12 protein-coding genes are annotated in these 13,281 nt (G+C 52.1%); 8 read left to right on the forward strand and 4 right to left on the reverse strand.

Annotated elements, in window-relative coordinates; all coding sequences use genetic code 11:
* Positions 1–294, forward strand: a 294-nt coding sequence (locus P9L94_08695; GenBank protein ID MDP8244143.1) for a hypothetical protein, incomplete at its 5' end; no start/stop codon positions are given.
* 48 nt (positions 295–342) lie between these two features.
* Here the strand turns inward: P9L94_08695 and gatC are convergent.
* The 4 genes from gatC to P9L94_08715 all read right to left on the reverse strand — a co-directional run bounded on the left by gatC (position 343) and on the right by P9L94_08715 (position 3,301).
* The gene (gene gatC, locus P9L94_08700; protein ID MDP8244144.1) at positions 343–630 is read right to left on the reverse strand and encodes an Asp-tRNA(Asn)/Glu-tRNA(Gln) amidotransferase subunit GatC; all 288 of its coding nucleotides are present in this window, start codon (positions 628–630) and stop codon (positions 343–345) included.
* 246 nt (positions 631–876) lie between these two features.
* Complete coding sequence (amaP, locus tag P9L94_08705) at positions 877–1,515, reverse strand: alkaline shock response membrane anchor protein AmaP (protein ID MDP8244145.1); 639 nt, start codon at positions 1,513–1,515, stop codon at positions 877–879.
* Positions 1,516–1,530: 15 nt separating this feature from the next.
* The gene (locus P9L94_08710) at positions 1,531–1,932 is read right to left on the reverse strand and encodes an Asp23/Gls24 family envelope stress response protein (protein ID MDP8244146.1); all 402 of its coding nucleotides are present in this window, start codon (positions 1,930–1,932) and stop codon (positions 1,531–1,533) included.
* A 91-nt stretch (positions 1,933–2,023) separates the two neighbouring features.
* Positions 2,024–3,301 carry a glycosyltransferase family 87 protein gene (locus P9L94_08715; GenBank protein ID MDP8244147.1) on the reverse strand — a complete coding sequence of 426 codons (1,278 nt, stop codon included), beginning with the start codon at positions 3,299–3,301 and terminating at the stop codon, positions 2,024–2,026.
* A gap of 149 nt (positions 3,302–3,450) precedes the next feature.
* Between P9L94_08715 and P9L94_08720 the strand changes: the two genes are divergently transcribed.
* The 7 genes from P9L94_08720 to P9L94_08750 all read left to right on the forward strand — a co-directional run bounded on the left by P9L94_08720 (position 3,451) and on the right by P9L94_08750 (position 13,057).
* A complete protein-coding gene (locus P9L94_08720) occupies positions 3,451–4,134 on the forward strand; it encodes a protein-L-isoaspartate(D-aspartate) O-methyltransferase (GenBank protein MDP8244148.1) in 684 nt (227 codons plus the stop codon).
* Positions 4,131–5,294 (forward strand): SAM-dependent methyltransferase, encoded by a 1,164-nt coding sequence (locus P9L94_08725; protein ID MDP8244149.1) that lies wholly within the window; start codon positions 4,131–4,133, stop codon positions 5,292–5,294. Before P9L94_08720 ends, P9L94_08725 begins: the two co-directional genes overlap by 4 nt.
* A gap of 24 nt (positions 5,295–5,318) precedes the next feature.
* Positions 5,319–6,641, forward strand: coding sequence for a DUF92 domain-containing protein (locus tag P9L94_08730; GenBank protein ID MDP8244150.1), 1,323 nt, complete (start codon positions 5,319–5,321; stop codon positions 6,639–6,641).
* The gene (locus tag P9L94_08735; protein MDP8244151.1) at positions 6,638–7,363 is read left to right on the forward strand and encodes an NAD-dependent deacylase; all 726 of its coding nucleotides are present in this window, start codon (positions 6,638–6,640) and stop codon (positions 7,361–7,363) included. The genes P9L94_08730 and P9L94_08735 overlap by 4 nt, the downstream gene beginning before the upstream one ends.
* A 66-nt stretch (positions 7,364–7,429) precedes the next feature.
* Entirely contained in the window at positions 7,430–9,043 is a 1,614-nt protein-coding gene (locus tag P9L94_08740) for a carbon-nitrogen hydrolase family protein (protein MDP8244152.1), read from the forward strand.
* 209 nt (positions 9,044–9,252) lie between these two features.
* Positions 9,253–11,667, forward strand: coding sequence for an alkaline phosphatase family protein (locus tag P9L94_08745; protein MDP8244153.1), 2,415 nt, complete (start codon positions 9,253–9,255; stop codon positions 11,665–11,667).
* Between the two features lie 91 nt (positions 11,668–11,758).
* Positions 11,759–13,057, forward strand: a complete 1,299-nt coding sequence (locus P9L94_08750; GenBank protein MDP8244154.1) for an adenylosuccinate synthase — start codon at positions 11,759–11,761, stop codon at positions 13,055–13,057.
* Positions 13,058–13,281 lie beyond the last annotated feature (224 nt).

The raw sequence follows: 13,281 nt of genomic DNA on the forward strand, positions 1-13,281 counted from the left end.
GGGCTTTCAAGCCCTTATGCACAGGCGCTCCCAGAGTTCCACCCATACCTGATTGGTTTGTCAATTTGTGAAATGCCGGAGCCCGTTTCTGAATCCCAAAAATGGCCATCCATCAAGGTAGGTACTCACTTACCGGATGAACCAAAAAAGACGCGAATGGTTCGCGCCCTTATTGTAAACGAAATATGCGTTCAAATCACCTCGGGGTTGGATTACGCTTGTCTCCGTCGCGGCTTACTGCCGCTGACTACGAAAGCCGCTTCACCCAATCCCCTGCGGCGCTTTTTAAGATAAACAATATCGCTATCTATCACGGCCGCCGAATAAAAATATTCCAATCGGCTATTCCGTCACTCGCGGAACGCGGAAATAGCGTTCTTCTTTTTCCGCCGCATTTTTCAACGACTCATCAATCTCTAGCCCCGGTTCGATAACGTCATCGCGCATTATGTTTTGCATGGGGACAGCGTGCGAAGTCGCCTCGACGCCGGTGACGTCGAGTTCGTTTAATTTTTCGACATAGTCGAGAACTTCGCCAATATGCTGGGTATACAATTCGGCTTCATCATCCGTTAGTTCTAAGCGGCTTAGAAGCGCGATGTGTTTTAATTCGTCGCTTGAAATACTCATGGTTCAATCCTTAATGTTCTCATTAAAAAAAACGCATACCATTCTCTCGCCCAATATCTCGGGGTTGGCTTACGCTTGTCTCCGTCGCGGTTTTTTGCCGCTTACTACGAAAGCCGCTTCACCCAATCCCCTGCGATATTTTTGCACAGTCAATACAACAACCTTCTTTATTGACTCAGTGAATAGAATAGACGGATCAAGGATTTGAGGGAATCCAAACGGGAAAAACCGACCGCTTCACGTCTATCACGCATCCGCCGTGGGAGGCAATTGCGGTTTTTTCTGCTCTTCAGTCTCCGTCGGTTTCTTGGCGTCTCCCGATGCGTTGGGCACCAATAGAATTGGATCGTTCGACGACTCGCGCGGGATAATTTTATGAATGAGGATGTTCACGTCTTTTACGTTAGAGATTCCCAGGGTTTCGCTCAGATCGCGGTTTAACCGTTGTTGAAATTCACGCATGAAATCAGGAATATTTTTATTCAATTCTAAAACCAGTTTAAGATCGACTTGCAGGCTGCCGTCAATCATTTCCGCTTGCACTTGCAGTTCACGGATGCCTTCGATGGTGCGGCTTTTTCGTTTGATAAAATCTTCGATGGCGTCGATCGAGATGCCAATCGGCCCCGATTCTTGCGACAAGATTATGTGCTGACGCAGGCGCGGCTCAAAGCCAATGGCTGCGCTGAACAGGTAGAAGCCCAAAGCGAAAAACGAAAAACTAACAAACAATCCCAGCGCAACGCCCCAGCCATTGCCTAAGGAATTCACGATGCCAATCGACAGCATGAGTAAAAATTCCGGGTCCCATGCGGTCAGAAACAGTCCCAGCGCAGCCATGAAAAAAAACACAACGGCCGCTGTGGAATAAACAAACGATTTCATAATTTCGTCCCGATTTTACTGGTTTACCGCATCGGCGCCGACGGTTTCATGTTCAATCAGCAGCGGCTCGCCTAGTTCTTTGCGTTCAAAGACAGATTCAACATTGACGGCGACGTGCTTTGCTTTGAGTCCAGCGCCAAGGTGGATGGCGCGCGAAATGCGGCCTTGCAGTTCACGCGCTTCTTTGATGATGCGCGCACCGAATTCAACGGAGAGCGTCAGGGTGATTTCAACATTGCCTTCAACGAAATTGATGCGGATGCTCTTTTCCAAGGCTTTACGGCTGACGTCTTCGCCGGGTTTTGTCCCAGGGAAAAGAAAAATAGGCGTTTTTTCCACTTCGCGGATGACAAAGCGGCGGACGACAGTTGGCGAGATTTGGACCCGCCCAAGTTCTGTATCAAAAAAGCCAATCATGCTACGCCTCAATCAATTTTTGACAGACTAATGTTTCAGTAAATAGTATATCTCAAGTAAGCCATCATAACAGTCTTAAAACGGAATCCATTCAGTTGTCAGACGTTGCGTCATCGTCTTCAACACGAAACGGATTCACAAGAAGAAACAACGAGAGACACAGCAACCCATACAACTTCGGCGCGGCAAAAAAGACGCCCCAGCCGACAGAGCGCGACTCCAGCCAATAGTTATAAGGGACCATACACAACCAGACCGCAATCGCTAAAAGCCAAATCAAACGCGCGCGGCCTGCAAATACGATGCGGAGCGCCAGCGCAAAAGCCAGCATGGCTTGCACCAAATAATGGTCCCACATCAGGCTTGGCAACAGCAGCATCGCGACGCCCCAAAGAGAGAATTCCCACAATTGGGTCTCGTCTCGCCGAGGCCGCGTGACCATAATTAAGGCCGATACAATCAACAGCGCCGTCAGGTACGACATGGTTTTCGCCAAGGCGGGCGCATCCATAATACCGATGGATTTATTGCTTTGCGTGAGAAAACGATACCACACCGCAGAGGGCGCTTGGTTATGAGGCTCGATATGGAACTGTGCGCCCTGCCCCACATTGGCCCACGTCGATGAGCCGTAACTCATCTGCCGGGTTTCGTGGATAAATTCGGCGTGGACTTCCCAGCCCAACATCGCAATCGAAACAACCACGCTGGCGCTAACCAAAATCATCCCCGCGATAAAGCCCTTCCACTTCCTCTTATATAATAAAAAGAGCAGCAAAAAAGCAGGCGAAACCTTAATCGCAGCGCCTAATCCCAACCAGAATCCCGCTTGGATTTCTTTATTGCGATGCAGCGCATAGGCAGAGGCCGACAGGCATAACAGCAGATAGGTGTTCATCTGCCCCGCCCAAAACGAGCGCTGTAATGGGAAAAACGCTGCGGAAAAGATCAGCAGCAGCCCCCACCAGATGGTTTCCGGTTCGGGGTCTTTGCGAAAACATCGAACCAGCAAAGCAAGCGATGCGAGATAGGCGACGTGGCTGAATAGGTTGAACAGATACCACGCTGCGTCATAGGGCAAAAACGTCATAGGCGCCAACGTCAGCGCAAAAAACGGCGGGTATACAAATGGATTGATCGCGACCGGGGTGTTGGGGTCGTCGCTCAATAGGAGGTTCGCGGAACGAAACATCATTTCAGAGTCATACATATCGCCGCCGTGCCAGGCGAGGTAGCCCGCGATATAGAGATGTTTAAAATCGTTGCGCGATTCGACAAAGACGGTGTTGATCATTTGGTGCTGCACATAGGCGGCAAAACCAATGATGCACAACAACCATCCCAGCGAACGTAAGCCAAAGCGGTTCATTCGTCTTTCCACAATCCAATAGAGGTCAACGCCATATCATGCAATCATTTTGGTTATGCCAAAGGGGCGCCGCATTTACAAGGGCAAGCGCAACCGATAGGATAATTTCAGAAAAAAGAAAAACGAAGAACACAAGTAAACAGGTCTCAATGAAACGCTACGAACTCAGATTGATTGACATGCTGCAAAACCAGATCACCGCGCGGGGCATGACCACGCCCGCTATTCTGGAAGCGATGCAGCGCGCGCCCCGACATTTATTTGTGCCGGACGAACTGCGCCATGCGGCCTATGAAGACCATCCGCTCAATCTGCCCGCCGACCGCTCCACCATTTCTCAACCCTACATGGTCGCGTATATGGCCGATGCGCTCGCGTGTGAGCCACAACACCGCGTGCTCGAAATTGGCGCGGGGTCGGGGTATCAGGCGGCGGTGTTGTCCTATTTATGCGCCCAGGTCTATACCGTTGAACGCTATGAAAACCTGGTGCAAAACGCCATCCAGTCGATCCAATCGGTTCAGCGCGATAATGTCAATTTCAAAATAGGCGATGGGCTGCAAGGTTGGCCGGAACACGCGCCATTTGACCGCATCATCGTCACCGCCGCCGCAAAAAAACCGCCGCGCGCGCTCGCCGAACAATTAACGATGGGCGGCTTGATGTTGATCCCGCTGGGCGACTCGCAAATTCAAACCCTCACCCGCATTCAACGGACAGAGGACGGTTATAAAGCCGAAGCCTTGATCCCCTGCGTGTTTGTGCCGCTGGTTTCTGACCAAGGCGACCTGACCGAAATTGAAAATCATGACTGGATAGAGATTGTCGAATGACTATGCCAATATCGCCGACCCAACTCCTCTTTCTTCGCAGTATCATCGACAACGCCATTGCTCAGCAAAGCGGCCCCTTATCAATTTTCGTTAACAAATATAACCAATCGCTAATTGCATTGTTTGAATCAGAATCTCCTGACCAAGATTTTCATTGCTCGTTGCCTGATGGAAATTCTGAATTTATTCCGAGAGAAATTACCACTGACATTTTATTTGATCTCAGCGACAATGCTTCGTTTATTTCTTTAGATGATGGAAGCAAGGTCGTTCGTCTTACGCTAGAAAACAACAAAGTCAGCCGCGAAACGCTCGAATCAAATACGCAGCCGCTCAACACCGCGCGCTGGGCGGTGGGAAAATCAACTCACCTCGACCCCAACCAAGCGGCGCCGCTGTTGAAAACCATCGGCCTGATGACGCCCGACGGCGACGTGAAAGCGCCAATGCGCAAAAAATTCAAACAGGTTAATCATTTTATAGAACTCATGGCGCCCTTGCTTGAGAAGCCCGCTTCGGGAGGCGCTTACCACATCGTCGATTGCGGTTGTGGAAAATCGTACTTGGGATTTGCCCTGGTTTGGTATATCCGCAATGTGTTGAAACGCAAGGCGGCGTTTTTGGGCATCGACATATCAGACAACGTCATTCAACAGTGCCGCAGCCGCGCCCAAACGCTGGGCCTCAACGAAATGCGCTTTCAATGCGCTTCCATGCGCGAAGCCGATTGGCCTAAACAGGTTGATCTGCTCACCAGCCTGCACGCCTGCGACACCGCCACCGACGAAGCCCTCGCTTGCGGCGCCGCGCGTCATGCGAAACGGCTGGTCGCCGTGCCATGCTGTCAACATGAGTTAGCGGAGCAAATTGAATCGGCGCCCCACTACCCCATCACCCGGCATGGATTGTTCAAACAGCGCTTTGCAGACATGTTGACTGATATGTCGCGGTCGTTATTTTTAGAGTCGCGCGGCTATCGGGTTACGGTTGGTGAATTTGTTTCTGTCGAAGAATCCCCGAAAAATTTGATGTTGCGCGCTGAGAAAAAAAGCGACTCGTCCTCCCAGCGCGAAAGCGAGTATGATTCATTTAAATCATTTTATGGCATACGGCCGTCAATTGATTCGTTGTATCTGGAACAGAAATTTGCATTGCATTAACCGCACGAGGCGAAACAGTAACCGATGACGAAACCTTCTGAAACGCAACGGCAATGGCTGCACATCGCGGCGTGTTCATTCGCTTTGTTGTTGCCCTGGCTCAACGCCTCCGGGGCGTTTGCGTTAGCGGTCACCGCGTTTATTCACAACATTCTTCTGTTGCCGCGTTACGCGCCGTCGCTGTTTCACCGCAACGAGAGGCTCACGCAAGGCATCGGCGCCTACCCGTTGATGGTAGCATTGTTGATTTTGATTTTCCCCGACCGCTTGCACATCGTAGGCTGCGTGTGGGGAATCCTCGCCTTCGGCGATGGTTTTTCTAACCTGGTCGGTCGCAATCTCCCTCTCGTTTCCTTGCCCTGGAACCCCGAGAAAAGCCTGGGTGGGATGTTGGCGTTTACTCTCATGGGAACGCTTGCCGGTTTTTTTTTCTTATGGTGGATCGGCCCGGCTTCCACGATAGAACATCTGTTGATCATCGCGTTTATCGCAGCGTTATTTTCTTCGCTGTTTGAAAGCGTACCTACGCCGTGGGACGATAACATCACCGTCACCGTCGTCGCCGCAGTTTTGACCGCGCTGTGTTGGCCGCTGAATTTTTCGCTCTATTCAGACCCAACCACTTTGATGTGGTTGGGAACAGCCATCGCATTGAACATCATCATCGCCGTCATCGCCAAAATGATGAACTGGGTGTCAGGCGGCGGCGCCATCGGCGGTTTGATTATTGGAACGCTGGTTCTGGTCATGGGCGGGATCGACTTTTTTCTGCTGCTAATTTCCTTCTTTCTTCTCGCGACGCTGGCGACGCGCATCGGCTTCCATGAAAAAGCCCTGATGGGCGGGGCGCAAGAAAACCAGGGCAGACGCGGCGCCAAACACGCCGCCGCCAATTGCGCGGTTCCCTTACTCGCGGCTGTTTTATTTGGATGGTTCGACGGCGCCGACGCCTGGTTGGCCATATTTTACTGCGGAGCGGTCGCCACAGCGCTGAGCGATACCGTCTCCAGCGAACTCGGTCAGTTATTTGGTCGCAATCCCTTCATGCCGGGTTCATTTCAATTGGCGACGCCCGGCACGCCTGGCGCGATCTCCATCGAAGGCACCCTGTGGGGAATGGGCGCGGCGGCGCTGTTCGCGGGGCTGGCCTGCATTACCCAAACCGTTTCGCTCAACGCGCTTCCGGCTGTCATGATGGGCGCGTGGATCGGCTTCTTTTCCGAGTCGTACATTACCGCAAAATGGAAAGAAGAAGGCATTGACGTTAGCAACGAATGGATGAATACGCTCAACACCATCATCGGCGGCAGCGTCGCCGTCGCCATTGTGTTTCTGACTCAAACATGAACCAAATCGAACAAGCGCGTGAAGCGCTTCGCAACGCCCATCGCGTTTTCGTCATCACCGGCGCGGGCGTGTCAGCAGAAAGCGGCGTCCCGACCTTTCGCGGCGTCGGCGGCGTCTGGAAAAACATCGACCCTTACAAGGTCGCAACGCCGGAGGCCTTCGCCGAAGACCCGGCCTTTGTTTGGCAATGGTATGACGACCGCCGCCAAAACCTACTCAACCTCAAGCCCAACCCCGCCCACGTTGCGCTCGCTCAATTGGAATCGCAAGTCGACGACTTCTTTCTTCTCACCCAAAATGTTGACGACCTTCACGAACAGGCGGGGTCAAAATCCATCGCCCACATCCACGGCTCAATCTGGGAGGTGCGCTGCACTCGCGAAGAGACCGTCCAGACAGACCGCCGGGCGCCGCTGCCGGAACTACCGCCCCGGTGCGTAACTTGCGGCGCACTGCTTCGCCCCAACGTCGTCTGGTTCGGCGAAACCATCAACCTGGATGCGGTCAATCAAGCGGAATCATTTCTGCTCACTGGAGACATCGACGCTGTGATTGTCGTTGGAACAGAAGCGCTGTTCCCCTATATCATCCATTGGGCGCAATCCGCCCGCAGCGAACGCGGCCCATTGATTGAAATTAATATCGGTGAAACCATCCTCTCCCCCTACGCGGACATTCGGCTCGATGGCGAGGCCGGAAAAATCCTTCCGAATCTTGTTTAATCCCCTTCTTGCACGATACATGCTGCTATAATTGAGTGTTCCATTTAATCGAATCAATGAGGGACTATGAAAAAGAAACCTGCATCCAGCACAAAGAAGACCGACAAATCCATTCAACTGTCTGAAAGCACTCCAAAACTCATTGTCCGTAACGCAACCCTTAAAGACGTCGCTGGCATCTTTAAACTCACCATGAAAGTCTATTCCGGCGACATGTCGATGACGCAAGACATGATTCGCGGTCAGATCAATAATTTTGCCGAAGGCCAATTCGTCGCGGTCTATGAAGATATCGTTGTCGGCTATTGCGCAACATTTCGCATCAGCGGAAAAATTGCGCTTAAACCTCACACTTGGTCAGAAATCACCGGCGGCGGCTTCGCCTCTCGGCATGATCCACTCGGCGACTATCTATATGGAATGGAAGTCTGCGTTGACCAAGATTACCGAGGCTTGCGCATCGGGCAGCGGCTCTATAACGAACGAAAAAAAATGTGCATCTACCTGCACTTGAACGGCATCGTATTTGGAGGCCGCATCCCCGGTTATCTAAAAAAACGAAAACAATTCAAAACGCCCGAAGAATATCTGGAAGCGGTGCAAGCCAAAGAAGTCCGTGATCTGGTATTAAATTTTCAGCTCCGCAACGGGTTTGAGATTCTCGGCGTGTTGAGAAACTACTTGTCCGTCGATCTTGAATCGCACGGTTACGCCGCTCATCTCATCTGGCGCAACCCGCAAATCGACCACGAGGCCAAAACGCCCAAATCATCTACCGTGTTGAAATATACCCAAAAGGTGCGGGTCGCTTGTGTTCAATACCAGATGCGCCGGGTGAAGTCGTTTGAGGAGTTTAAAAGTTTCGTTGAATATTTTGTGGATGTCGTGGCGGATTATAAATGTGATTTTGTCTTGTTTCCTGAGATGTTTACTTTGCAGTTGTTGTCTCTGGCCGAGCGCCAACTGACGCCGCTTGAATCGATTGAAGCGATGACCAGTTACACCAATCCGTTTAAAGAGTTTATGAATGACCTGGCGGTGAAATACAACATCAACATCATCGGCGGGTCTCACCCCACTATGACCGAAGAAGAAGAAGTACAAAACGTGTCATACGTTTTCCTGCGCGACGGCTCGATCCATAAGCAAGTCAAAATTCACCCAACGCCGAACGAGCGCTATTGGTGGCACATTCAGGGCGGCTCCGAGCTCAGCGCAATCATGACTGACTGCGGGCCGATTGGCGTCTTGATCTGTTATGACAGCGAGTTTCCCGAATTGGCGCGCCACCTGGTTGACCAGGGCGCGAATATCATTTTCGTCCCGTTCTGTACGGATGAGCGCAAGAGTTATTTGCGCGTCCGTTACTGTGCACAGGCGCGCGCGGTCGAAAACCAATGCTACGTCGCGATGGCGGGCAACGTCGGCAACCTGCCCGGCGTTGAGAACATGGACATTCAATACGCGCAAAGTTGCATCCTGACGCCGTGCGACTTTCCCTTTGCGCGCGACGGTATCGCAGCCGACGCGACCCCAAACGTCGAGATGGTTTCCATCGCCGACCTCAACCTGGGCGACCTGTTCGCAGCGCGCAATTCGGGAACCGTGTTAAACCTCAAAGACCGCCGCTTTGATTTATATACAATTAACTGGCGAAAAGTCCCGACCAACCGATCTTGAATGTATGGGTTGAGAAGATAGTATTTTTATATCGCATTGCTCATGCTTCCGATCATAGAGCGGTTGCCAACGTGTAGAATTTTGGCAATCAGTTAATTTCTTCCCGCATTGCATTATGGTTCGGCGTGTTTGACGCAACATCCATCGCTGGGGCGCATAACACTACAATATATATAGCCTGATGAATTAGGCTTGATTGGATCTGTTGAATGGACGGCGGCAAAAATCCGCAATATGAAACGCCCAAAGCGAAGGCCAAACCGCGCAAATGGACGCGGCGGGCGTTTTTATTTTTCCTGGCGGCTGGCGTGTCGTATTTGATCTTTAGACCACAGCGTCCGCCTTTGTTTCAAACCAACAAGCGATTCATCATTCTCGGGTTTGACGGCGTTGATCCGCGCCTGGTCGAACGCTATTGGGACGACCTGCCCAATCTGCAAAAACTCGCCGCGCAAGGGAGCTATTCACACCTTAAGACCAGTACGCCTCCCGAATCTCCCGTTGCGTGGTCGTCGTTCGCCGTCGGCGCCAATCCCGGCAAGCACGGCGTCTATGATTTTTTGCGGCGCCCATCGGGTTCCTATATTCCAACCGAAGAATCGTTCGTAGGCCGAAAGCTGCCGCGTTTTATTTTTGACTCGTTGCCGATCCAAATGCCGAAAGCGATTAACCAGCGCGGCGGCACAGCGTTCTGGGACGTCCTCGGCGATAACGGCGTCCCCACCACGCTTCTCGAAGTGCCCTGCACCTTCCCCCCGCCGAAATTACATTACGGGCACACGCTTTCAGGGCTCGGCGTGCCCGACGTACGCGGGATGCAGGCGTCCTTTCACCACTTTGTCTATCAGCCGGACAGCGGCCAAGAAGCGTTTGAAGAAACCGTGTTCGGCGGCAAAGTCGAAACGCTTAAAAAACAAAGCGACGAATATCACAGCGTGATTTGGGGCCCGTTTGACCCGGTCGTCAACCAAAAAAAGAATGACAAAGAAAAAGAGCGCCTTCTCACCGGCCTGGAATGGACGGAGTGGAAGGTACATCTTTATACGCTGCAAAGCGAACATGCCTCCGAGGAAGGCATCGCGCTCACCCGCGACTTTTTCGGCAAGCGCATTATCCAGTCGTTCTCTCTATTCACCTATTTGCAAGACGCCGAAACGCGGGCGCGCATTGATTCCGTACGCGGCTTCTTTGAAGCAGGTAAACCGTTCGTCAAAGAGAAAGACGCGTCCGCCTCGACCGCTCGCGAGCGAACCTATGAATTGCTGAAAACCTGGGATGAACTCTCGAAAGAGATCGACTCGCTGAGCCGCCCCATCAAAGAACCTGTCACATTTAAAATAGCGGGTGAGGATACGGTTGAAGTAACCGTCCAGGGCAAAACCCAAACAGCGAAACTCAACGAATGGAGCGATTGGTTCTCCGTGTCGTTTGACGTAACGCCCATCATCGCCGTTCACGCCATCTGCCGATTTTATCCGCAACAGTTGGGCAACCAAATCAGCATCTTCATGTCGTCTCCCGATATTGACCCGCGCAACCCCGCCGTGCCGATTTCATCGCCAAAGCGGTTCTCAAAAGATTTGGTGGAATGGACGGGCGGCCTATTTAAAACGCGCGGCTGGGCGGCGGAAACGCACGGCCTCAAAGATGGGCATCTATCAGACGAAGGGTTTCTCGAAGACCTGCTCGACCTGATGGAAAAACGCGAACAGAAAACCTTTGAATCGTTTCGCCGCAACAAGAGCAATGTATTCGTGTCCGTATTCTCAGAGACCGACCGCGTCAGCCACATGTACATGCGCTGCATTGATCCCGGGCATCCACTCTACAACCAGGAAATCGCGGATAAATACGGCGACAGCATCAAAAAAATCTGGGTGCGGATGGATGAAATCGTCGGACGCATGATGAAAGAAATTGAAGACGACCCTGACGCGACCCTGCTGGTCATGTCCGATCACGGCTTTCAATCCTGGCGCTACCAGGTCAACCTCAACACTTGGCTTTGGAAGAACGGCTACATGACATTGAAAGGCGACTCGCCTCTCGGCGGCGTGATGAAGTTAGACGACCTGCTCAAAAAAGATGACAGTTCATTCTTCGCCAATGTCGATTGGCCGAAAACAAAAGCCTATGCGTTAGGACTCGGCCAGGTCTACATCAACCTCAAAGGCCGTGAAGCAGTCGGCGCCGTTGATCCGAAAGATTACCCAGACTTGTGTCGCGAAATTGCAGACCAGTTGGTCCAACTCAAAGACGACCGCCCGGGCCGTGACAACGCCAGCGCCGTCACCGAAGTCAAATTGCGTGATGAAATCTGGCATGGAAGTTACGCCAATGACGCCCACGATTGCCCCGATCTGCAAGTCGGTTTCAACGAAGGCTATCGCGTTTCATGGCAGACCTGCCTCGGCGGTATATCCAATGTCATTATTGAAGACAACCTCGAAAAATGGAGCGGCGACCATTGCAGTTTCGCCTCCGTGCATGTGCCCGGCATGTTCTTCAGCAGCAAAAAAATCAGCGGCGATCAGCCTTCGATTTATGATTTCGCCCCCACCGTGCTAACCCATTACGGCTTGCCCCTCCCCGATGAAATGGAAGGCCGCGACCTGTTCGCGTAAGAGCCAGCCCTCCATTGTCATTGAGACATTTGCGTTCTGACGCTAAAATTGTTCGTTTTGCAGTTGATTTCAGAATTAAAGGAATATATTTATGTCTGTTGTTGTGACAGTTGGATGCCAATGGGGCGATGAAGGCAAAGGCAAGATCATCGACTTTCTGTGCCGCGACGCGGATGTCGTATCCAGACACCAGGGCGGCAATAACGCCGGGCACACGATCTACGTCGAAGGCAAGCAGTACGTCTTTCACTTGATCCCAAGCGGCATACTCAATCCGAAGGCCTTCAACATCGTCGGCAACGGCGTTGTGGTTGACCCGATTAACCTCATCAAAGAACTCGACGGCCTGAACGAACAAGGCATCGAGATCACCCCCGAACGCTTCAAAATCAGCGGACAGGCGCACCTGATCCTCGAATACCACTGCCTGCTTGATCAACTCAACGAAGAGCGCCTGGCGAAAAAAGGCATCGGCACCACCAAACGCGGCATCGGCCCCGCCTATATGGACAAAGCCGCGCGTTGCGGCGTACGCCTGTTTGACTTGTTAGATAAAGACGCGCTCCGTCAGCGCCTGGAAGCGACCGTCCCTCTCAAGAACAAGATTATTCAATCCGTCTACGGCGGCGAGCCAGTCGACCTCGAAGCGATCTATCAATTGCTCCTTGATTGCGGCAAGCGCCTCGCGCCGTACATCTGCGACGCGAGCGAACTGATTGACAACGCTTTGAGTCAAAACAAAAGAATTCTGTGTGAAGGCGCGCAAGGAACCATGCTGGACATTGATTACGGCACCTATCCGTTCCTTACGTCATCCAGCACGACTGCGGGCGGCGTCTGCACCGGCAGCGCGATCCCGCCGCGTAAAATTGATTACGTCTTGGGCATCGCCAAGGCATACACCACCCGCGTGGGTTCGGGGCCGTTTCCCTCAGAACTTTTTGATGAAGAAGCCGACCGCCTGCGCAACGCCGGGCCGGTTGGAGAATTTGGCGCCACCACTGGCAGACCGCGCCGCTGCGGCTGGCTCGATATCCCGCTGCTGCGCTATACCCACCGGGTAAACGGCTTCGACGGCATCGCCCTGACCCGCTTAGACATTCTGTGCGAAGTGCCTGAAATCAGCGTCTGCACCAGTTACAAATGCGGCGACGAAACCTACAGCGTCATGCCGGCGGATTCCAACAAACACCAATTCTGCAAACCCGTGTATGAAACCGTCCCCAGTTGGAAAGAAGACATTTCAAACATCACCGAATTTGACAAATTGCCCGCCAACGCGCAGGCGTACGTCAAAGCGATTGAAGATTGGGTGGGTGTCCCGGTTTCATTGATCTCGGTCGGCCCCGGACGCGAACAAACCATTGTCCGCAAAAATTTGTTTGGGTAAGATTTTGGTGGATTAAGAACCCACACTACAATTCATGTTCACAGAAAAAGGGCGCAGCGTGTTGCGCCCTTTTGATTTATTTTAGGTTCTTCCGGTATTTGGATACTTTATCACAAATTGAATTGCGTTTTTTTGACGCTTTTTCGTAAATTCTTGATCTTTCGCTGTATCAGGCATGGGTACAACTCTGCTTGCTTCAGTGCGGGCTTTCAAGCCCTTATGCA

Source organism: Candidatus Hinthialibacter antarcticus, assembly GCA_030765645.1.
Classification (GTDB): Bacteria; Hinthialibacterota; Hinthialibacteria; order Hinthialibacterales; family Hinthialibacteraceae; genus Hinthialibacter; species Hinthialibacter antarcticus.